Origin of the sequence: Acetobacterium sp. KB-1 (genome assembly GCF_003260995.1) — a bacterium.
Lineage (GTDB): Bacteria > Bacillota > Clostridia > Eubacteriales > Eubacteriaceae > Acetobacterium > Acetobacterium carbinolicum.
In genome coordinates this window covers 1,527,212-1,548,592 of sequence record NZ_CP030040.1, presented here as the reverse complement: position 1 = coordinate 1,548,592, position 21,381 = coordinate 1,527,212, and the positions used below count along the sequence as shown (strand labels likewise).

The following is a 21,381-nucleotide window of genomic DNA, read 5'->3' as shown; positions in this document are numbered from 1 at the left end:
CACAATTTTAGATTGTGGGAAAGGGGAAAAATGAAAAAACATCGAATTATAGCAGGAATCGTAACGGGTTCCATGGTTTTGGCATTTTTAACAGCACCCGTCAATGCGGCTTCATTAACCGAGCAGTTAGCAGAAAGCAATGCTCGACAGGCAGCGGCAAGATATCAGGTTGACATGACTCAAAACACCATTAATGGGATTGAAGAAGAAATTACTAAGGTTAATGAAGAGGTTGATCGAATCAGTGGGGTGATTAGCACAATCAATGCCGAAATCGCAGCCATTGAAGTCAATATTGCTAAAAAGCAGGAAGAGCTGAAAATAGCTGAGGCCAAAAAGCTGGAGCAGGAAGAATCGATGAGCGATCGGGTTCGGGCGATGTACATGTACGGTAACGGCAGCGTCATGGAATTTATTTTCTCAGCTTCAGATTTCTCGGATTTTGTTACGAAATTAGATATGTCCCGCTACATCATGAGTGCGGACAAGGGCTCCCTGAATGCTCTGGATGAAACGAAAAAAGTGATCGATGAGAAAAAACTCGGTATTGAGGCAGATCGATTAAAAACTGTTGAGAAGAAAACGGAACAGGAAGTGGTTTTGACACAGCAGGAAGAGATACTGGCTCAAAAAGATCAATTATTGGCCCAAAATCAAGCTGCCCTCAACGAGTATAAAGCCATTGAAGAGGCTGAAGCAGCAACCTCTGCTGATATTGAAGGTCAATTACAAGCCTATTATGAACAACAGCGGGCTGCTGCCGAACAAGCCGCGGCCCAGGCGGCCCAAGCCCAAAGCAGTGGAGACGCTGAAAGCTCCGATGGTTCCACTGGCGGAGATAGCTCAGGTGGTGGTTCAACCGCACCCCCGGTTTATTCCAGCTCTTATGTCTGGCCGTGTTATGGAGAGATCACCAGTCCATTTGGCTGGAGAACCCATCCCATTTGGGGCGATACTCGTTTTCATGCCGGTATTGATATTGGTGCGTCTTCAGGTACTCCGGTAGCTGTTGCTGGTAACGGCACGGTGATCTCGGCTGGTTGGAACGGCGGTTACGGAAACTGTGTCATCGTGGATATCGGTAATGGCTTATCGGCGGTCTATGCCCATTTAAGTGCAATTTATGTCTCATCAGGTGAAACCGTCAGTGCCGGTCAGACCGTTGGTGCCGTTGGCAGTACCGGAGATTCAACCGGAGCGCATCTTCATTATGAAGTACGATTGTATGGGTCGCCAATCGACCCCCATATCTAAAGAAATCTTAATCAATTAAAATAAAAGGAGAAAAGATTTGTGAATTAACAGTCTTTTCTCTTTTATTTTGCAAAAAATTGAATGGTCGGTTGGAAGACGGGATAACATCATAAAAAAGACGAAAACAGATAAATTTAGATACATTTGTTACAAAAAATTTATTTTTTTAATGAAATTATTTGAAAAGTATGCTAAAATAAATTCAGTGATACACGAAGACTCCTCAGAAGGTCAAAAAAGCTCAAAACTTGACTGATATCCAGACGTCTCGGACATTCTCTAGTTAATTAATTATCTTAACTTATCAATAAACACTTAAGAAGAAAATAGGACCATGCATGTTAAAATGGCACGTCAAAGCGATTAAAATGATAAGTAATTTAGGAGTGGCTTAAAATATGATAGAATTTAAAAATGTAACCAAGGGTTATGATAAAAATAAGAGCGATGCCCTTAAAAATGTGAGTCTCTTTATTGATAAGGGTGAGTTCGTCTTTCTTGTGGGTAGAAGTGGTGCGGGGAAATCCACATTCATTAAACTTCTCTTAAGAGAGATTGAAGCGACCGAAGGATCGGTCTATATTAATAACTTTAATGTGTCAAAATTATCAAAAAAGGAAATTCCCTTTTTAAGACGAAAAATGGGAATTGTATTTCAGGACTTTCGTCTATTGGAAAACAAAAGTGTCTACGAAAATGTGGCCTATGCCATGGAAATTATTGGAAAATCTGAGAAGCAGATTCAAAAGCGGGTGCCCCTGGCTCTGGATATGGTGGGCTTATCCCATCGAATGAACCATTATCCCCATGAGTTATCCGGGGGTGAACAACAAAGAGTGGTCATCGCCCGGGCCATCATTAATAATCCATCTATTTTGATTTGCGATGAGCCCACCGGGAACCTTGACCCGGAAACATCGTATGAAATTATCAGTATTTTAGAAGAAATCAACCGCAGAGGGACGACCATTCTGGTTGTAACCCATGACCGGGAAATTGTGGATACCATGAAAAAACGGGTTTTGACATTGGAAGATGGTGTCCTTAAGGTAGATGATGCGACAGGCAGGTATGGATATGAAGTTTAGTAGCATCAAAACAATGCCTAAAAATGTTGTTCGAGACACGGTTAAAAGTATCGAGCGAAACAACCTGATGAGTGCCGCTTCGGTGCTTTCGGTGATCGCTGCTTTAATTATTCTGGGTATTTTTCTGATTTTAACCATCAATGTTCAGGAAGTGACCAAGGATGTGGAATCAAAACTGGAACTCAAGATATTTCTACAGTCAGACTTTACCGACACTCAGGGAAAAACGATTCAACAGGCCCTTGAAAAAAGTGATCTGATTGAAAGTGTTACCTATGAAAGCGCTGAGGAAGCGTTGGAAAAATTTACGGTTAGTCTGGAAGATTATGCACCACTGCTCAGTGGCTATAATTCTGAAAACAACCCGATGCCGGCCTCCTTTGTTGTTCGGGTAACCGACCCGGAGGATATGGACGAGGTTCAAAAACTGGCGATGTCGTTTAGTGGCAACGGCGTTGAATATGTCCGCTATGGACAGGAATATGTAGAAGCACTAGTAAGTTTTAACAAATTTACCAACACCTTGAGTCTTGTCGTGCTGGTGGTGCTGTCGATGATTTCTATTTTTATTATCTACAATACCATTAAATTAACGGTGTTTGCAAGACGTCGGGAAATTGGAATTATGAAATATGTGGGGGCTACCAACGCCTATATACGGGCACCTTTTATTCTGGAAGGAACCCTGCTTGGTTTAATGGGAGCCATTGTGGCATTCCTGATTATCCGAATTACCTACTATTATATATTAGGTTTAGTTGGCGGAAATCTCTTTCTACCGGTTGATGCCACCCTGGCGCCTCCGGACGCCGTGATGGGACAGCTGATGTTTTTCTTCCTGATTTATGGAGGATTTATTGGTGCAGTGGGCAGTATATTTGCAATTCGCAAATTCTTGGATGTATAAATGATTAGACTGGGTCAAAAACAGGAGGATTGTCGGATGACAAAAAAACAAATTATTTCAGGCATTGTGGGTGTAGTTGTCACACTGGGGATTCTAATATCACCAGCTAATGCAGCATCCCTGACCGAACAACTGGCGGAAAGCAATGAAAAACAGGCAGCAGCTCAATATCAAATCGATATGACACAAAATACCATTGCCGGAATTGAGACTGAAATTGGCAAAGCTAACGACGAAATGAGCCGAATTAACGGTGTCATTGATACAATCAATGCTGAAATTGCAACATTGGAAGCGAATATCGCCAAAACACAGCAGGAATTGGATATTGCCGAAGCCAAACGAAAAGAGCAGGAAGAGTCCATGAATGAGCGTGTGCGTACCATGTACATGTACGGAAATGGCAGTATGCTTGAATTTTTATTTACTTCCAATGACTTTGCCGATTTTGTTACCAAGGTTGACATGTCCCGTTACATTATTGAATCGGATAAGGGATCACTAAACGCTTTGGCGGAAACAAAAAAAGTTATCGATGAGAAAAAAGCAAAAATTGAAGCAGATCGTCTGTTGACAATTTCTAAAAAAGCCGAGCAGGAAGCAGCACTAGCGCAACAAGAAGAAATTAAGGCTCAAAAAGATAGTTTACTCGCTCAAAACCAGGCCATTGTAGCTGAATACCAGGCCATTGTAGCTGCCGAGGCTGCCAATGCAGCGAGTATCGAAGCTCAGGTACGGGAAATGATGGCCGCTCAGGCGGCCGCCTCCGGCGGTTCAACCACGGGAGGAAGCTCAAGCTTTGTGCCATCAAACGGAACCTATCAATGGCCCTGCCCGGGTTATTACCCGATCTATGATGATGATTACTTCGGTACCCGACTCCATCCAATCTGGGGCGATTATCGAACCCATTATGGGGTTGATATGGGCGCGCCATCGGGAACACCAATTATGGCCATGGGTAACGGATCGGTTATCTCAGCAGGCTGGAATGGCGGTTATGGAAACTGTGTGATCATAGATTTAGGTAATGGCCTACAAGCCATGTATGCCCATATGAGTGACTTTGCAGTATCATCAGGGCAAACGGTCAATAAAGGGGATGTGGTTGGTTACGTCGGCTCAACCGGGGATTCTACCGGTGCCCATTTACACTTTGGCGTTCTTTCCGGAGGATCATTTGTCGATCCTTTAGGATATTTTTAAGCGAACCGTTGTAGAATAGAACAAAAGAACAGGAGAAAAGAATCATGATTCTTTTCTCCTGTTCTTTTTGCAGTCAAAAAAATTTAGAATACAGGTGAAGACAATGGAAAATAAACAAAATAAAACAAAGCTTGTCGTGATAATAGTGGTGCTGATCATCACAAACATGATCACCTTTGCAGTAGCAACAACCAGTAATGTACTCCTGGGGAATAAGATGATTATAACTGTCGACAGCAACGAAACAGCGGCCGGTATTAAAAAACTTCTGGTGCTTAAGGAACAGATCGCCTCAGAATATTATCAGGACGTGAATAACACCACCCTGATTGATGGCGCCATTAAAGGGATGTTCGAGAGTTTGGGTGATCCCTATAGCACTTATTATACCTCTGAGGAATTCAGTAAATACATGGAAATGGCCACTGGCTCCTATGAAGGCATTGGGGTGGTGGTAGCAGAGGACGAACAGGGCTATACCTATGTGATTGCACCTCAGAAAGGCACCCCGGCAGATGATGCTGGGATTAAAACCGGTGACAAGATTATTAAGGTAGATGGTGAGGATGTCAGCACCATTGGAGCAGATGCGGTTGTCGCAAAGGTGAAGGGTCCGGCGGATAGTATGGTGAACATTACCATTGCCAGAGGTGAGGAAATCATTGAAATGGAATTGGTGCGAAAAACCATTGAAGCCGTAACCGTGAGATCCCGGGTGATTGGCGATAAAGGTTATATTCAAATCAGCGAGTTTACCGATAAAACAGCAGACGATTTCGAAACCCAGATTAATGAGCTGATGGCCCAAAACATTACCGGCCTGGTCATTGATTTACGTAGTAATCCCGGTGGCGGGGTAAAAGAAGCGGTGGAAATCGCTGACCGTATTCTGGGGCAAACCGTGGTTGTTTATACGGTTGACAAAAAAGGCAATAAGACAGATTACACCTCCGATGGGGAAGAACAGCTTAGTTTACCAATGGTGGCTCTGGTCGATGGAGGAACCGCCAGCTCGGCAGAAATATTAGCTGGTGCTCTGCAGGATACGGGAGCGGCACAATTAGTGGGAACCAAGACATTCGGCAAAGGAATTGTGCAGGAAGTCATCAGCCTCACTGATGGTGGCGGGTTTAAGGTAACAAATTCTGAATACTTCACGCCTAATGGCAATAATATTCACGAAAAAGGACTGGAACCGAATATTGTCATTGAGGCGACTGATTTTATGATGAATAATATTTTCACGGACGAAGAAGATGTCCAACTTCAAAAAGCCCTGGAAGTACTAGGCGTAACCAATTAATTTTTCAAGCATGCCATGATGGTATGCTTTTTCAATGCGATAAAAAATTTAAGATTTTATTAAATCAGAAGGATTATTGATTGCCATTAAAAAAAAGCTATGGTAAAATAATAGAACGAATGTTCATCATAATGATTGGAGAGTGCTGATGAAAGAAATGAAGCATGCTTTTAAGGTTGTCTCGGAATACGAACCCAAGGGCGATCAGGGACCGGCTATAAAAAAAATAGTGCAGGGGATCCAGGATGGTTTGCGATATCAGACCTTATTGGGGGTAACCGGGTCAGGAAAAACCTATACCATGGCCAAGGTTATCGAGGCGGTCCAAAAACCAACGCTTGTGATTGCCCATAATAAGACCCTGGCGGCCCAACTGACCAATGAATTCCGGAGTTTTTTTCCGGATAATGCAGTGGAGTATTTTGTTAGTTATTATGATTATTATCAGCCCGAAGCCTATGTACCTCATTCGGATCTGTTTATTGAAAAAGATTCATCGATTAATGATGAAATAGATAAATTACGTCACTCCGCCACGGCCGCCCTGTTTGAACGAAGGGATGTGATTGTGGTTGCCAGTGTATCCTGTATTTATGGACTGGGAAGTCCCTTTGATTATGAAAACATGATGCTTTCTTTGCGTCCGGGGATGGAAAAAGATCGGGATACGATCATCCGAAAACTGGTGGAAATCCAGTTCACCCGCAACGATATCGCCTTTGAGCGGAACAATTTTCGGGTCAGAGGGGATATTCTGGAGATCTTTCCATCGGCCTCATCAAACAAAGCCATCCGCCTGGAATTCTTCGGTGACGAAATTGAGCGCATTACGGAGATTGATACCTTAACCGGTGAGATATATGGGGAGCTCAACCATGTCTCGATTTTCCCGGCCTCTCACCACACGACCACCCCAGAAAATCTGGAACGGGCGATTTCGGGGATACAGAAAGAACTGCGGCTGCGCTATGACGAATATACACGTAACAATCGTTTAGTAGAAGCCCAGCGAATTCTTCAGCGGACGAATTACGATATTGAAATGCTCCGGGAAATGGGGTATTGCAACGGCATTGAAAATTACACCCGTTACATTAACGGATTGCCCCCGGGATCACCGCCTTATACCCTGATTGACTATTTTCCCAAGGACTTTCTAATCGTTGCCGATGAATCGCACGTATCCATTCCCCAGATTGGCGGGATGTACGCCGGGGATAAGGCCCGAAAAAGCAATCTGGTCGACTATGGTTTTCGTCTGCCTTCGGCCTATGATAACCGGCCGCTGAATTTTTCTGAATTCGAGAGTAAGATTAATCAGATCGTTTTCACCACCGCCACGCCCAGCAAATATGAAAAAGAACACAGTCAGAATACGGTTGAACTAATCATTCGACCCACTGGTCTGATTGATCCCGAGATAACGGTTCGCCCGGTTGCCGGTCAGATTGACGACCTGTTGGGAGAAATAAAACTAACAACCGACAAGGGGAATCGGGTATTGGTCACCACCTTAACGAAGAAAATGGCCGAGGATCTTACTGATTACCTGAAAGAAAATGGGATTCTGGTGAATTATCTGCATTCAGATGTGGATACGATTGAGCGGATGAAAATTCTCAGGGATTTACGCTTAGGCACCTTTGACGTGCTGGTGGGGATCAATCTGCTCCGGGAAGGGCTTGATTTACCGGAAGTTGGTCTGGTCGCGATTTTGGATGCCGATAAAGAAGGCTTCCTCAGATCAGAGACCTCCCTGATTCAAACCGTTGGTCGGGCCGCCCGTAACTTAGAAGGTCATGTCATTATGTATGCCGATAAGATCACCCCCTCCATGGATCGGGCGATTAGCGAAACGAATCGTCGCCGGGCCATTCAAACGGCCCATAATGAAGCCCATCACATTACCCCCAGCTCCGTTAAAAAAGATATCCATTCAATCATTGAGGCAACCAAGGTGGCTGAAGCGTCGGATACCTATGTAATTGGTGATGAAGCAGTGGATATTGATGTTAAAATTAAAGAGTTGGAACTGGAGATGCTGACCGCTGCGGAAGCCCTAGAATTTGAACGGGCTGCCAAACTAAGAGACGAAATCCACCATCTTAAAAATTATCGAAGATAAGTGACAAAAATAAGGAGAAACATGAAGTACATCGAAATAAAAGGTGCTAAGGAGCACAATTTAAAAAACATAAACCTAAAAATCCCCCGGGATCAGCTCGTCGTCTTTACTGGGCTCAGCGGATCGGGGAAGTCGTCGCTGGCCTTTGATACGATTTACGCCGAAGGACAGCGCCGTTACATGGAGTCCCTCTCCTCCTATGCCCGGCAGTTTTTGGGCCAGTCTCAAAAACCCAATGTGGAGAGCATTGACGGTTTGTCTCCGGCGATATCGATTGACCAGAAAACGACCAATCGTAATCCCCGCTCCACCGTTGGCACAGTTACCGAGATTTATGATTATCTGCGGTTGCTCTACGCCCGGATTGGGATTCCCCATTGCCCCAAATGCGGAAAAGTGGTGGAATCCCAGTCCGTCGATCAGATTGTTGATCGGATCATGACCCTTCCGGAAAAAACAAAATTCCAGATCCTGGCACCAGTTGTTAGGCGGGAAAAGGGGCAGCACAAAAAAACCATTGATCACATCAAAAAAGAAGGGTTCGTTCGGATCATTGTCGATGGCGAGCCGATGGAAGTCACCGACGAAATCAATCTGGATAAAAATAAGAAGCATACCATCGAAGTGGTGGTGGATCGTCTGGTCGCCAAGGATAACCTCGGAAAACGGCTCTCCGATTCATTAGAAATTGCCCTGAAACTTTCCGGTGGACTGGTCATTTGTGATGTGATCGGCGGTGAACAGGAGCTTTTCAGTGAAAAACTGGCCTGTGCCGATTGTGGCATTGCCATGGATGCCTTGGAACCGCGCACCTTTTCCTTTAATAATCCTTTTGGAATGTGTCCGGATTGCCATGGCTTGGGCTTTCATCAGGAAGTCGATCCGGATTTACTGATCCCCGATAAAAGCTTGTCTATTTCGAGTGGGGCGATCAAATTTTTTGGATTAAAAAGTGATTCCAAATACTATTATAATTTAATCAAGGCACTGGCCGAAAAGCATCAGTTTTCGATTGAGACACCGCTGGAAGAGGCCAGTGAGGCATTTTTGCATGCCCTCTTATACGGCAGTGATGAGGTGTTAGAAATTGCCTATGAAGGCAAGTTTTCGGGAACCTATAGCTCAACCTTTGAGGGGCTCATTAAAAATATGGAACGGCGCTATCTGGAAACCACCTCCGAACGGATGCGGTCGCTAATTGAGCGCTATATGTCAGAAACACCTTGTCCTACCTGTCACGGGAAGCGGCTAAACCCTGGCAGTCTGGCTGTTACCATTCATGACCGCAACATTATTGAAATCACAGATATGTCGATTGGTCTGTTGATTGATTTTTTCAAAAATCTGAAAATGAGCGAGCGGGAAATGCTAATTGGTGAGTCGATTTTTAGAGAAATAAATGCCCGGCTGAATTTTCTAAAAAATGTCGGGCTGGAATATTTAACCCTATCCCGGAACGCCGGCACCTTGTCTGGCGGTGAGTCCCAACGGATCCGCTTGGCCACCCAGATTGGCTCGGGTCTGGTGGGGGTTCTCTATGTCCTGGACGAACCCAGTATCGGACTGCATCAACGGGATAATCAAAGACTCTTAGAAACATTGCGGCGGTTAACCGATTTGGGAAATTCGCTGATTGTGGTCGAACATGACGAAGAAACCATGGAAGCCGCTGATTATATTGTCGATATTGGCCCCGGTCCCGGGGTTCACGGCGGCGAAATCGTTGCTCAGGGCAGTTTGGAAGAAATCATGGCGGTTCCCGAGTCTGTTACCGGTCAGTATTTCAGTGGTCGGCGGTTTATCCCAATCCCGGAAAAGCGACGGGAAGGCACTGGCGACACGATTAAAATTATTGGTGCCCGGGAAAATAATTTAAAAAATCTGGATGTTGATTTCCCACTGGGAAAATTTATCTGTGTGACCGGCGTTTCCGGATCGGGGAAAAGTACCCTGATCAATGAAATTTTATACAAGGGGATTTCTCAAAAGCTCTACCGCAGTTTGAGAAAACCGGGGAAATATACTCATATCCAGGGTGTCGAATTCATTGACAAGGTCATTGATATCGATCAGTCTCCAATTGGCCGAACCCCTCGCTCCAATCCGGCCACCTACACCGGCGTGTTTGATCTGGTTCGAGATCTTTTTGCCAAAACCCCGGAAGCCAAAGCCAGAGGTTATCAGAAGGGGCGGTTTAGTTTTAATGTCAAGGGTGGTCGCTGCGAAAAATGCAGCGGCGACGGGATCATCAAAATTGAAATGCACTTTCTGCCAGATGTCTATGTTCCCTGTGAGGTCTGTGGAGGCAAGCGCTATAATCGGGAAACACTGGAAGTCAAATACAAGGGCAAAAATATTGCCGATGTACTGGAGATGACCGTGGAAGAAGCCCTGGAATTTTTTAACAATATTCCCAAAATCAAAGATAAGCTCCAAACCTTATACGACGTGGGTCTCAGTTATGTGCGCCTGGGCCAGCCCTCAACTCAGCTATCGGGGGGAGAAGCCCAACGGGTTAAACTGGCGACGGAATTAAGCAAACGCAATACCGGGAAAACCCTCTATGTACTGGACGAGCCGACCACCGGTTTGCATATTGCCGATGTCCATCAACTGATTACCGTGATCCAGCGATTGGCTGACAGTGGCAGCACGGTAGTTGTCATTGAGCACCAGTTGGATATGATCAAGGTGGCCGACCACATTATCGATCTGGGTCCGGAAGGCGGCGACGGCGGCGGCACCATCATTGCCATTGGAACCCCGGAAGAAATCGCCCAGGTCCCTGAATCTTACACCGGCCAGTATCTCAAGAAAATCTTAAAGTGATAGAATAAAAGATACCTAGTACCGACCATTGTTACATCATGTTGTACGCATCAAGGCAGACCTGGCGATAGCCTGTCCGAGCTTGTGGCGAACAACCGATTAACAATTAGTCGGTACAGTATTTTCTGCCGATATTAAGTAGGGGCGATCCGTGATCGCCTGCACACTGCACAATTACAGTCAATTTGCAAAATTCTTTAAGCCAAAACGTATATGTCAAGAAAGCAGATTTCAGCTTTCTTTTTTGATGTGTTTAAATAAAACTTAAAGCCATAAAAAGTTTTAGTCTCTAATTGACAATGAGTTTCAATTAGAGTATAATAAAACTAACAAAAAAGAAAGTCATCATTAACAATTGGTTGGCACGGGAGTTTTTCAACAACCGCAGTCATCATTAGCTAATTTTGGCAGATTCCATTTATGAATTTAAACCATATGAATAGAAGGTGTGCTTATGTTTACTTTAAAAGATTTAAGACCAGGCCAAAAAGCCTGCGTTGGCTCGATCGCCGTTGAAGGATTAATGCGACGTAAACTTATGGATATGGGTGTAACACCAGGTGTAGAGATAGAAGTTAACAAAACGGCGCCATTTGGGGATCCCATCGAAGTTCGTTTAAGGGGATATTCCCTCAGCCTCCGAAAAAAAGATGCTGAAAATATTTTAATGGTTCAGTAATAAACCAGAAACCACCTGTATAGGTGGTTTCGTTGTTTATAATATTCATCAGGACAGTCTGACATCTATGGAAATGAGGAGTAAAAATGAAATATAAGATCGCATTGGTGGGCAACCCTAACTCAGGGAAGACCACACTTTTTAATTGTCTCACGGGCAGTAATCTCTATGTCGGAAATTGGCCCGGTGTAACGGTTGAAAAAAAAGAAGGAGACTTAAGAGACACCGATAAGGAGATTACTTTAGTGGATTTGCCGGGTATTTATTCGCTGGCGCCTTATTCCATGGATGAGATTGTGTCCCGTAATTTTTTGTTGGAAGAACGGCCGGATCTGATCATCAATATAATTGACGCCTCCAATATCGAGCGAAATCTTTATTTAAGCACCCAACTGATGGAGCTGAATTGTCCCATGGTCGGCGCTTTAAACATGATGGATGTGGTTAAAAAGACCGGGGTGGAAATTGACGTCGGAGAGATGGAAAAGATCTTTGGCTATCCTTTTATTGAAATATCGGCCCAAAAAGAAACGGGCATTGACGAATTGATCAAACTGGTTGAAAAAACGGTTGGTATTAAAAAATTAAAAGACTTTCCCGAGATTTTTCCCGCGGAGATAAGGGACTTATTCAATGAATTTGATAGTTTGATTGGAAGTAAGTATCCGGACGTTTTGTCAGATTATCCCCACCTTTTTCGGGCGATCAAACTCATTGAAAAAGATGAAGAAGTGTTGCTAAAGATTCATGAAAAAATCGATTTGTTAAAAGATATTGATGACATCAGAAAAAAAATAGAGACCGTGTCTCATCATGATGTAGATAGTGCGATTGCTGATTATCGATATCGCTTTATTACCGAAGGGATCACCAGGGCCACTAAAAAGACGAAAGATAATGCCATTCAATTTCAGGATAAACTGGATAAAGTCTTGATGAATCGGTATGCAGCGCTACCGATATTCTTTTTCTTTATGTTTGTTATCTATTATGTCTCAATCACTCTGGTAGGGGAGATTACCATCGGTGGCATTGAGTGGTTTATCAATGATGTGTTGATGGTTGCGGTTGAAAGAGGTTTGGGGAGTCTTGGTGCTGCGGGCTGGATCATCGCCCTTATTAATGATGGCATTATTACCGGAGTTGGTGCGGTACTGACCTTTATTCCCCAACTGGTGGTGCTCTTTGTTTTTATTTCGATTCTGGAAGACAGTGGCTATATGGCAAGGGTTGCCTTTATTATGGACCGGATTTTCAGACATTTTGGGTTATCGGGAAAATCATTTATTCCCATGGTAGTGGGGTTGGGATGTTCAGTTCCCGGAATTATGGCGACCCGGACCCTGGAAAATGAACGGGAACGCAAGCTAACGGCGGTATTGACGCCATTCATTTCCTGCGGTGCCAAAATGCCAATTTATGTCTTGATGGCTTCGGTGTTTTTCGCGCAGTATCAGACAGTGCTGGTTTTTTCACTCTATCTGGTCAGCTTAACCGTGGTTTTCACCTCAGGATTTGTGCTTTCAAAAACCTGGTTTAAGGGTGCTGATTCCGGTTACCTACTGGAAATTCCGCCATTACGATTGCCAAAGCTCAAAAATACAGCGACTCAGGTCTGGCAACGGACGAAAGAATTTATCGTTCGGGCCGGCACTATTATCTTTGCAGCATCGGTGGTACTGTGGTTTTTACAAAGCTTTGATCTAAGCTTTCAGATGACCCAAACGCCAGACGAAAGTATTTTAGCGATGTTTGGCAAAATTATCGCTCCAATTTTTGTGCCCTTAGGTTTTGGCAATTGGGTAGCTTCCGTGGCTTTACTGACGGGTGTTACAGCCAAAGAAATGATTATCAGCACCATGAGTGTTCTTTTATCGGGACAGGATGGCAGTTTCACCGTTGCCATCAGTCAGGTTTTTACCCCGGTATCTGCCTATAGTTTTGTCGTCTTTATTTTATTGGCATCACCTTGTATGGCAGCCATTGCCACGATGAAAAAGGAATTGGGAAACTGGCGGGATTTTATATTCGCCCTGGTTTATCAAATTGGTTTGGCTTATGGGGTTGCCTTTGTGATTTATCAAGTTGGCAGTCGGATTGTGGGTTGAAATTCAACCGATTATATTCAATGCATTATATATAGAAGAAAGAAGGAAAAAAGATGATTACCTGGATTCTGGCAGCATTAATTTTAGGTGCGGCAGGCTATGTTATATTTAAGAAAGTAAGAAAAATGAAATCAGGCGATTTTTCCTGTGAAGGCTGCAAAGGCGGTGACAACTGCCCGGGCTGCCATGTCAGCAATAAAGCGCCAGTGGAAGATCATAAAAAAAACAATTGATAGTAGATAATTGTCGGTACGGTAGCCAAAAAGCCCCACCAGCAAAGCTGGTGGGGCTTTAAAAAAGACTTAATTATGCAATAAAAACGTTTGTCGCCTGTAAGCCACGGTCCGTTTTTTCGGTATCAAAAGTTACGCGTTGTCCTTCAACAAGGTTTTTACGACCATCAGCAATAATTGCTGAGAAGTGTACAAATACATCTTCGCCGCCATCGACTGAAATAAAACCAAATCCTTTTTCCTCGTTAAACCATTTTACTGTACCATTATTCATTTTAGGTACCTCCTAGATATTATTATAAATCGTGATGCAAAAACAAAAAACACATATTTTTGCAAATCATCTAAACGTAAAAATGACTTGCAAAAATATGTGAAATCAATAAATACACTTTAATTCCATTTCATTATACACCCAGCAAGGGTAGATGTCAAATTATTTAAAAAACACTTTAAATAGTTTAAAGAAAAGATCGGCATTATTACAACCGCTTAGGGATAACAGGCTAAACACAAAGCCAAAATAGATCCATCTCAGGGATCGGGGTTGAGATGGATCAAAAAAAGCTGAACTCAAGGTTTATGTGGTACAATAATTGTTGAAATCAATGGACTCATATTTTCGTTTTAATAGCTCTTTAGCTTCCTTTAGGACTTCCTTCTCCGAAAGCGGAAGTCTTATCTCACGTATTTCGATGATTTTAAAGGGGTTGTCTTTAATTGATTTTGTCAGAGTAAATCCACCATAAATTTTCGGAACAATCTTCACTTCAAAATTGCCGAAAGAAATCAGGGTGTTATGACCATCTGTAGTTATTTTTTCAAACATGGTAACACTTCCTTTCTGTATAATAATCTGATGTTTAAAAAAGTATTATTATTATACCAAAATTAGGTGGCGAATAAACAAAAAATTCCAAAAAAATATTTATTTAAGGTTGACCAGTATGTATGATAAAGAAAAATTAAAAGATCTGCCCCAAAACCCCGGGGTCTATATCATGAGAAACAAAAATAGCGAGATTATTTATGTGGGTAAAGCCATTAATCTGCGCAATCGGGTACGGCAGTATTTTCATAGTGCCAGTCAGTTAACCGCTAAAACGGTGGTTTTGGTATCTCATATCGAAACAATTGAGACGATTGTAACCGATTCGGAAATGGAAGCGCTGATTTTAGAATGTAATCTGATTAAGACGCATCATCCGCGCTATAATATTTTACTAAAAGATGATAAAAGCTATCCCTGGATACGGCTGACCGTTCAGGAAGAATATCCGCGGCTACTGATGACCCGGGAATATAAAAAAGACGGCGCCAAGTACTTTGGTCCGTTTACCAGCTCCTATGCAGTAAAAAATACCATTGAAGCTATTTTAAAGATTTACCCGCTAAAAACCTGCAACCGTCAGGTTGCTTATGGAAAAAAGACCGGTCGGCCTTGTCTTAACTATCATATTGGTCAGTGTCAGGCACCCTGCCAGGGAAATGTGTCCAAAGAAAAGTATGCCAAAGATATTGCGTCAGTTTTGGATATTTTAAACGGCCGCCATCCCGATCTACTTAAAAATATCAATGATAAAATGACTGTTGCCGCCATGAATCAGAATTATGAAGAAGCGGCTAAATACCGCGATCAGATTTCCGGCATTGCGCATATCGTTGAAAAGCAGAAAATCAGCTCCAGTGCTAAACAGGATCAGGACTTTATCGGTTTTGCCAAAAGTGATGGATTGGGATGTGTCCAGGTTTTTCATGTACGAGAAGGCAAGCTGATGGGGCGGGATCATTTCTTTCTTGAAGAAGTTGAGGGTGTGAGTTCAAGAGAAGTGCAAGAAAGTTTTGTTAAACAGTATTATGCCAGCTGCGGGTTTATTCCCCGGGAGATTATTTTAAAAGAGCCATTGGAAGATAAAAAAGTTATTGAAGAATGGCTGGGGGATCTGGCTGGTAAAAAAATTGAGGTTCACGCACCAAAGCGGGGACAAAAAATAAAAATGCTGGAAATGGTGACCGATAACGCTGACCTGGCACTTAAACAGAAATTAATGGAAAAACGAGAAAAAGAGATCCGCTCCAAAAGCCGTTTGGATGGATTACAGGATTTATTGGGATTGGCGCAGCGTCCCGTTCGGATTGAGGCTTATGATATTTCTAATATCAGCGGCACCAATAACGTTGGCGGAATGGTGGTTTTTGACGAGGGTAAACTAAATCGGAAAGCCTGTCGTCGCTTTAAAATTAAATCGGTGGAAGGTCAGAACGATTATGCCAGCATGCAAGAAATGATCTTCAGACGGATGGAACGGGCCATGAAAGCTCCGGAAGGCAATAATTTCTTGCCATTACCGGAAGTGATGATGATCGATGGCGGTGTCGGTCACGTGAATGCGGCACAGAGTATTGTTTCTTTGTATCCAACCGTTGCGATTGAGGTGTGTGGATTGGTCAAAGATGATCACCATCGGCTGCGGGGGATTTTTCATCAAGGTACCGAATATCCAATCAAAAAAGCGACCCCACTCGGGGTTTTTCTATCCGAAATTTCGGAAGAGGTCCATCGTTATACCCTGGGCTATCATCAGATTTTAAGAAAAAAAGAAATGCTGGTCTCCCAGCTTGAGGAAATCCCCGGCGTCGGAAAAAAACGTCGCGAAGCCTTAATGGCTCACTTTGGCCAAGTGGATAAAATCAAAAAAGCTACCATCGAAGAACTACAGTCAGTCCCCGGGATGCAGATTAAAACGGCCCAGGCCGTATTTGAACATTTTCGCAACAAGTCGTGAAAAAAACTTTTAACAACGGAAACTTTGAGGTAGAATAACTTGAGTAAACTAATTAGTAGTAAATCAATGAAAAGAGATAACAAAAGAATGAATGGGAAAGTAAATTTAGACGATTTTTGTAAAGATATCAAACTTGAAAAAATTTATTATCAGTCAGCGGATTTGAACCTGGTCAACAGTGGGATCAATCGTCCGGGATTACAGCTTCATGGGTACTATGAGCATTTTGATTCGAATCGGGTGCAGGTGATTGGTAAGGTGGAAGTTTCCTATCTGCTGGATCTGGATCCTGAGGTTCGCGAGAAAAAGATCGACGATTTTTTTTCCTATGAATTTCCCTGTTTTATTGTATGTTGGGATTTGGAGGAGACTCATCTGTTTGAAGATGCGGCCAGGAAATACGGACGGACCCTGTTAAAAAGTAAGGAAAATACAACCACATTGTTTTATGATCTGGTTAACTATATTGATCAGCTGTCGGCACCACGGATCAGTTTGCACGGGGTATTAGTTGAGGTTTTTGGAGTCGGTGTGTTGATTACCGGGCCCAGTGGCATTGGCAAAAGTGAAACGGCATTAGAAATTGTCAAGCGTGGTCATTGTCTCATCGCGGATGATGTGGTTGAGGTGAAACGGATCCGAGACGGTCATTTAATGGGAACAGCCCCGGTACTGCTCGAACATTTTATGGAAATTCGGGGAATTGGTATCATAGACGTTAAAACCCTTTATGGTGCCAGAGCCGTTAAAAGAGATGTTGAAATTGACATGGTCATCCGTCTGGAAAATTGGGATGAACGATCACCCTATGATCGCCTGGGTCTTGATGAACAAACGCTGGATATCTTGGGGGTCGAAATTCCGGAAGTGATGATCCCCGTTTCAGGCGGCAGAAATTTGGCCTGCATCATCGAAACGGCGGCGATCAACAATCGTACCAAACAGTATGGTTATCACTCAGCCCAGGTCTTTTGCGACCGTGTCGCTCACCAGAATGATCTCGACACACAAAAACGGGAGCTACAGAAAAAACAGGATTAATCAAATCGGCTAGATGTTTGAGCGTTGACGAATCGTCAATTGAGAAGGAGAAAATAACATGAGAAATTACGTTTTAGATGCCCACACCCATACCATTGCCTGCGGACATGCCTACAATACTATCCAGGAGTTAGTTGATGCCGCCGCAAAAAAGAATTTGGAGATGATCTGCATCACCGAACATGGTCCGGCTTTACCGGGAGCACCAACGCCTTTGTTCTTTGCTAATTATCGGGTGATTCCCGGAAAAATAAACAATGTCAGAGTCCTCAAAGGAATCGAGAGCAACATCATGGACGCCGACGGAAATACCGATATCCCGATGGATTTTATTAAATCTCTGGAAATCATTTCGGCATCGCTCCACACTCCGACCTTTAAACCGCAGACAAAATCTGTCAATACCAGCGCCGTCCTGGGGGCTATTGCCAATCCCGATATTGACTTTATCTGTCATTTGGGGAATCCCACCTATGAGCTGGATTATGAAGCCATCCTTCAGGATGCCAAAAAAAACAACACCCTGATTGAAATAAATAACGGTTCTTTCTTTATTAGAAGAGGTTCAAAACCCAACTGCGAATGGATTGCCAATCGCTGTAAAGAACTGGAAATACCGATTATCATTGGCAGTGATACCCACTTTGCGACCGATATTGGTGATTTCCCCTACGTTGATCAGGTTTTGGATGCGATTGATTTCCCCGACGAATTGATTATCAACCTGGATTACAATCGGTTAATTAATTATCTCGAAAGCAAGGGAAGGGTGTTGTTTGCTGATCCTCGCGATTATGCCCAAGAATTGTTTTTGAAAAATGACTAAACTGTGATAAAATGAGTTTCTTAAAATCAAGTAGGAAAGGACAGAAAAATGACGATAAAGATCATAACCGATTCTGCCTGTGATATAGAAAAAACGGATCAGCAAGAATTTAATATTGAAATCATGCCAGTTTATGTAGTCGAAAATGAAAAAACCTATCGTGACGGTATTGATATATCATCTGAAGAAGTTTGTGAGAATATGCGACAGGGTACACGTTATAAAACGTCTCAGATTCCTTACGGGGATTTTTATAAACGGTTTGAAGACTTAATCTTAGAAAATAAACCTTTTATTTATCTGGCTTTTTCCAGTGGACTGTCGGGAACCTATCAGGCTGCCGCGCTGGCGAAACGGGATTTAAGAGAAAAATATCCCGATGCGGTCTTTGAAGTTGTTGATACCAAAGCTGTCTGCTATGGACTGGGGCATATTGTCTATGGTGCCGCCAGAGTCGCTGCAGCAGGCTGTGACATGGAGACGCTGATCAAACAAATCAGCTATCATATTGATCATGTCAAACATGTTTTCACGGTGACTGACCTTCAATACCTGTATCGGGGTGGCCGATTAAATAAGGGGACCGCCATCATCGGAAATATGCTGCATATCAATCCGTTGCTTGACGTAAACAAAAGTGGTGAACTTCAACAGATTGATAAGGTCAGAGGCGAAAAAAAACTGGTTAAGAAAATGGTGGATTACCTGGAAACAAACGGTGATCAGCTTGAGAAGCAAGTGATTGGTATTAGCCATGCCGATAATCCAGAGCTGGTGGAGCTATTTGTAAAAATGGCGGGTAAGCGATTAAATATCAAGCGGTTTAAAATCGTGCCATTAGGGCCAACTGTTTTAACCCACTCCGGACCCGGAACGCTGGCTGTTTTTTTCTTTGACGAATGGAAAGAAGCGTATCAGTTTTAATCATTGCAAGGCAGATATAAACAAATTCGAATTACTAATTAAAAAAAATTAAGGAGTATTATGTTAGATAAGTTAGATTTTTTAGCCCAAAAATATGCTGATTTAAACGAAAAGATTAGCGACCCCGAGATCATTGGGGATCAAAATCAGTGGCGAAAGCTGATGAAAGAACAGTCCCACATTGAACCGATCATTCAAAAATACAATCAGTTCTCAGAGACCTTATCAGCCATTGATGATACTAAAGAAATGCTGGCCGATAAAGAATTGGAAAAAGATTTTAAAGAAATGGCTGAGGCGGAACTGGAGGAATTAACAAAAAAGAAGATCGAACAGGAAGAAGAATTAAGAATTTTACTGTTGCCCAAAGATGTTAATGATGACAAAAATGTTATTGTCGAAATTCGGGCTGGTGCCGGCGGCAGTGAGGCGGCCTTATTCGCTGGCGATCTCTTTCGAATGTTGACCCGTTATGCCGAACGTCAGGGTTGGAAAAGTGAAATTATGAGTTCCAGTATACCCGATATCGGGGGGATTAAGGAAATCATTTTTTCGATTGAAGGCAACGGGGTTTACAGTCGTCTGAAATATGAAAGCGGCGTTCATCGGGTACAGCGAATCCCCAGTACTGAATCAGGCGGACGGATCCATACCTCAACCGCCACGGTAGCAGTCTTGCCGGAAGCCGAGGATGTTGAAATTGAAATTGGTGCGAATGACCTGAGGGTTGACGTGTACCGATCATCCGGTAATGGTGGCCAAAGTGTTAACACCACCGATTCCGCGGTTCGAATTACCCATATCCCCACCGGGATGGTGGTGACCTGTCAGGATGAGAAGTCGCAGCTTAAAAATAAAGACAAGGCGTTAAAAATATTAAAGGCCAGGCTTTACGAAATCGAACAGCAAAAACAGCAAAGTGAAATTGCCGAAAACCGCAAAAGTCAGGTTGGTACCGGGGACCGCAGTGAGCGTATCCGGACCTACAATTTCCCCCAGGGGCGTATTTCTGATCACCGCATCAACATGACTGTTTATCAACTGGAAGCTTTCCTGGATGGTGACATCGATGAAATGATCAATGCCCTGGTCACCAGTGACCAGGCCGAAAAACTTAAACAACATTCTTAAACGCGAAAGAGCTTTCCAATTCTGGAGAGCTTTTTTAATGTCAGGAAATAATGGATAAAAATTTAACCGTATTTAGAAAGAATTCCAGCAGGGTACTAAGAAATAGTATCAGGGTTGGCTTTATTGTGGGGGATGGGTGAGAAGTAGCTGTAAAAATTCCGTATTATGTTGACAATTATCGGCTTTAAAAGTAGAATAAAAATCAGTTGTTAAAATTTAAACAAAAATTTGATCATCTGATCAAATTGTCCTTAAGGAGGAGTAACAATGAAAAAAGTAATCGTAGCAGATCAGGCCGCATGTGTTAACTGTTTGACATGTGAACTAGCATGTTCAACCGCATTTTACAAGGAACCTGTTTCAGAATTGTCATGTGTTAAAATTACCACAAAAGATGATGGCAGTTTAAAAACATTGGTATGTGTACAATGTGGTAAATGTGCAAAAGTATGTGAAGCCGGTGCAATCACAAAAAATGCCAAAGGCGTCTTTATGATTAGTAAAAAACTATGTGTAAACTGCGGTAAATGTGTCGAAGCATGTCCATTCGGAGTGCTGGTTAAATCAGAAGACCGGGATGTTCCATCAAAATGTATTTCATGTGGAATCTGTGTTGAAGCATGTCCACAGAACGTATTGGCGATCAAAGAAGCCTAAGTCGTCTTTAAAAATTTATCACTTAAAAACTGCCCCTGTTCGAACGGGTTTCGAACGGGGGCGGTTTTTTTGTTATGATAATGAATTTTGGATAGGCGTACTGGAAACTCCGTACCGATCAATTATTAATCTGTTGTTTGCTGCGGAATCGGACACTGATAAGAAATTAAAAATTTCTTATCAGTCGTGGGCAGTCGCCAACTACAAGCCTGCTTGTGATTGGCTCGTTGCCTCCACGCAGGCTATCGCCATGTCCGCTCCGATGCAAACAACATGATGTAATA

The 21,381-nt window shown here is 43.0% G+C and carries 18 protein-coding genes; 16 read left to right on the top strand and 2 right to left on the bottom strand.

Features of this window, described 5'->3' with window-relative positions; genetic code table 11:
* Positions 1–30 precede the first annotated feature (30 nt).
* The 10 genes from DOZ58_RS07130 to DOZ58_RS07085 all read left to right on the top strand — a co-directional run bounded on the left by DOZ58_RS07130 (position 31) and on the right by DOZ58_RS07085 (position 13,732).
* Positions 31–1,254 carry a murein hydrolase activator EnvC gene (locus DOZ58_RS07130; protein WP_111887679.1) on the top strand — a complete coding sequence of 408 codons (1,224 nt, stop codon included), beginning with the start codon at positions 31–33 and terminating at the stop codon, positions 1,252–1,254.
* 398 nt (positions 1,255–1,652) lie between these two features.
* Positions 1,653–2,342, top strand: coding sequence for a cell division ATP-binding protein FtsE (gene ftsE, locus DOZ58_RS07125; protein ID WP_111887678.1), 690 nt, complete (start codon positions 1,653–1,655; stop codon positions 2,340–2,342).
* Positions 2,332–3,249 carry a permease-like cell division protein FtsX gene (gene ftsX / locus DOZ58_RS07120; RefSeq protein WP_111887677.1) on the top strand — a complete coding sequence of 306 codons (918 nt, stop codon included), beginning with the start codon at positions 2,332–2,334 and terminating at the stop codon, positions 3,247–3,249. The genes ftsE and ftsX overlap by 11 nt, the downstream gene beginning before the upstream one ends.
* Positions 3,250–3,285: 36 nt before the next feature.
* On the top strand, positions 3,286–4,455 hold the full coding sequence (locus tag DOZ58_RS07115; RefSeq protein WP_111887676.1) for a murein hydrolase activator EnvC: 1,170 nt from the start codon (positions 3,286–3,288) through the stop codon (positions 4,453–4,455).
* Between the two features lie 103 nt (positions 4,456–4,558).
* Entirely contained in the window at positions 4,559–5,758 is a 1,200-nt protein-coding gene (locus DOZ58_RS07110; protein ID WP_111887675.1) for a S41 family peptidase, read from the top strand.
* Between the two features lie 148 nt (positions 5,759–5,906).
* Positions 5,907–7,883, top strand: coding sequence for an excinuclease ABC subunit UvrB (gene uvrB / locus DOZ58_RS07105; RefSeq protein WP_305781830.1), 1,977 nt, complete (start codon positions 5,907–5,909; stop codon positions 7,881–7,883).
* 21 nt (positions 7,884–7,904) lie between these two features.
* Positions 7,905–10,712 (top strand): excinuclease ABC subunit UvrA, encoded by a 2,808-nt coding sequence (uvrA, locus tag DOZ58_RS07100; protein WP_111887674.1) that lies wholly within the window; start codon positions 7,905–7,907, stop codon positions 10,710–10,712.
* 454 nt (positions 10,713–11,166) lie between these two features.
* A complete protein-coding gene (locus DOZ58_RS07095; protein ID WP_111887673.1) occupies positions 11,167–11,391 on the top strand; it encodes a ferrous iron transport protein A in 225 nt (74 codons plus the stop codon).
* A gap of 86 nt (positions 11,392–11,477) precedes the next feature.
* Positions 11,478–13,499: a ferrous iron transport protein B gene (gene feoB / locus DOZ58_RS07090; RefSeq protein WP_111887672.1), complete on the top strand. Its 2,022-nt coding sequence runs from the start codon at positions 11,478–11,480 to the stop codon at positions 13,497–13,499.
* A gap of 53 nt (positions 13,500–13,552) precedes the next feature.
* Positions 13,553–13,732: a FeoB-associated Cys-rich membrane protein gene (locus tag DOZ58_RS07085; RefSeq protein WP_111887671.1), complete on the top strand. Its 180-nt coding sequence runs from the start codon at positions 13,553–13,555 to the stop codon at positions 13,730–13,732.
* Between the two features lie 73 nt (positions 13,733–13,805).
* Here DOZ58_RS07085 and DOZ58_RS07080 read toward each other — a convergent pair whose 3' ends face one another.
* On the bottom strand, positions 13,806–14,006 hold the full coding sequence (locus DOZ58_RS07080) for a cold-shock protein (RefSeq protein WP_014356887.1): 201 nt from the start codon (positions 14,004–14,006) through the stop codon (positions 13,806–13,808).
* A gap of 306 nt (positions 14,007–14,312) precedes the next feature.
* On the bottom strand, positions 14,313–14,561 hold the full coding sequence (locus DOZ58_RS07075) for a hypothetical protein (protein ID WP_111887670.1): 249 nt from the start codon (positions 14,559–14,561) through the stop codon (positions 14,313–14,315).
* A 118-nt stretch (positions 14,562–14,679) separates the two neighbouring features.
* Between DOZ58_RS07075 and uvrC the strand changes: the two genes are divergently transcribed.
* The 6 genes from uvrC to DOZ58_RS07045 all read left to right on the top strand — a co-directional run bounded on the left by uvrC (position 14,680) and on the right by DOZ58_RS07045 (position 21,097).
* A complete protein-coding gene (uvrC, locus tag DOZ58_RS07070) occupies positions 14,680–16,518 on the top strand; it encodes an excinuclease ABC subunit UvrC (RefSeq protein WP_111887669.1) in 1,839 nt (612 codons plus the stop codon).
* A gap of 87 nt (positions 16,519–16,605) precedes the next feature.
* A complete protein-coding gene (hprK, locus tag DOZ58_RS07065) occupies positions 16,606–17,559 on the top strand; it encodes an HPr(Ser) kinase/phosphatase (protein WP_242988629.1) in 954 nt (317 codons plus the stop codon).
* 58 nt (positions 17,560–17,617) lie between these two features.
* Positions 17,618–18,385, top strand: coding sequence for a phosphatase (locus DOZ58_RS07060; RefSeq protein ID WP_111887667.1), 768 nt, complete (start codon positions 17,618–17,620; stop codon positions 18,383–18,385).
* 48 nt (positions 18,386–18,433) lie between these two features.
* Entirely contained in the window at positions 18,434–19,309 is an 876-nt protein-coding gene (locus tag DOZ58_RS07055) for a DegV family protein (RefSeq protein WP_111887666.1), read from the top strand.
* Positions 19,310–19,369: 60 nt separating this feature from the next.
* Positions 19,370–20,440, top strand: a complete 1,071-nt coding sequence (gene prfA / locus DOZ58_RS07050; RefSeq protein ID WP_111887665.1) for a peptide chain release factor 1 — start codon at positions 19,370–19,372, stop codon at positions 20,438–20,440.
* A gap of 267 nt (positions 20,441–20,707) precedes the next feature.
* On the top strand, positions 20,708–21,097 hold the full coding sequence (locus tag DOZ58_RS07045) for a 4Fe-4S binding protein (RefSeq protein ID WP_111887664.1): 390 nt from the start codon (positions 20,708–20,710) through the stop codon (positions 21,095–21,097).
* Positions 21,098–21,381: the final 284 nt, after the last annotated feature.

What these genes read in the sequence shown, in the direction of transcription:
- DOZ58_RS07130 (WP_111887679.1), top strand. Translation starts at nt 31, where the DNA reads ATGAAAAAACATCGAATTATAGCAGGAATCGTAACGGGTTCCATGGTT.
- ftsE (WP_111887678.1), top strand. Translation starts at nt 1,653, where the DNA reads ATGATAGAATTTAAAAATGTAACCAAGGGTTATGATAAAAATAAGAGC.
- ftsX (WP_111887677.1), top strand. Translation starts at nt 2,332, where the DNA reads ATGAAGTTTAGTAGCATCAAAACAATGCCTAAAAATGTTGTTCGAGAC.
- DOZ58_RS07115 (WP_111887676.1), top strand. Translation starts at nt 3,286, where the DNA reads ATGACAAAAAAACAAATTATTTCAGGCATTGTGGGTGTAGTTGTCACA.
- DOZ58_RS07110 (WP_111887675.1), top strand. Translation starts at nt 4,559, where the DNA reads ATGGAAAATAAACAAAATAAAACAAAGCTTGTCGTGATAATAGTGGTG.
- uvrB (WP_305781830.1), top strand. Translation starts at nt 5,907, where the DNA reads ATGAAAGAAATGAAGCATGCTTTTAAGGTTGTCTCGGAATACGAACCC.
- uvrA (WP_111887674.1), top strand. Translation starts at nt 7,905, where the DNA reads ATGAAGTACATCGAAATAAAAGGTGCTAAGGAGCACAATTTAAAAAAC.
- DOZ58_RS07095 (WP_111887673.1), top strand. Translation starts at nt 11,167, where the DNA reads ATGTTTACTTTAAAAGATTTAAGACCAGGCCAAAAAGCCTGCGTTGGC.
- feoB (WP_111887672.1), top strand. Translation starts at nt 11,478, where the DNA reads ATGAAATATAAGATCGCATTGGTGGGCAACCCTAACTCAGGGAAGACC.
- DOZ58_RS07085 (WP_111887671.1), top strand. Translation starts at nt 13,553, where the DNA reads ATGATTACCTGGATTCTGGCAGCATTAATTTTAGGTGCGGCAGGCTAT.
- DOZ58_RS07080 (WP_014356887.1), bottom strand. Translation starts at nt 14,006, where the DNA reads ATGAATAATGGTACAGTAAAATGGTTTAACGAGGAAAAAGGATTTGGT.
- DOZ58_RS07075 (WP_111887670.1), bottom strand. Translation starts at nt 14,561, where the DNA reads ATGTTTGAAAAAATAACTACAGATGGTCATAACACCCTGATTTCTTTC.
- uvrC (WP_111887669.1), top strand. Translation starts at nt 14,680, where the DNA reads ATGTATGATAAAGAAAAATTAAAAGATCTGCCCCAAAACCCCGGGGTC.
- hprK (WP_242988629.1), top strand. Translation starts at nt 16,606, where the DNA reads ATGAATGGGAAAGTAAATTTAGACGATTTTTGTAAAGATATCAAACTT.
- DOZ58_RS07060 (WP_111887667.1), top strand. Translation starts at nt 17,618, where the DNA reads ATGAGAAATTACGTTTTAGATGCCCACACCCATACCATTGCCTGCGGA.
- DOZ58_RS07055 (WP_111887666.1), top strand. Translation starts at nt 18,434, where the DNA reads ATGACGATAAAGATCATAACCGATTCTGCCTGTGATATAGAAAAAACG.
- prfA (WP_111887665.1), top strand. Translation starts at nt 19,370, where the DNA reads ATGTTAGATAAGTTAGATTTTTTAGCCCAAAAATATGCTGATTTAAAC.
- DOZ58_RS07045 (WP_111887664.1), top strand. Translation starts at nt 20,708, where the DNA reads ATGAAAAAAGTAATCGTAGCAGATCAGGCCGCATGTGTTAACTGTTTG.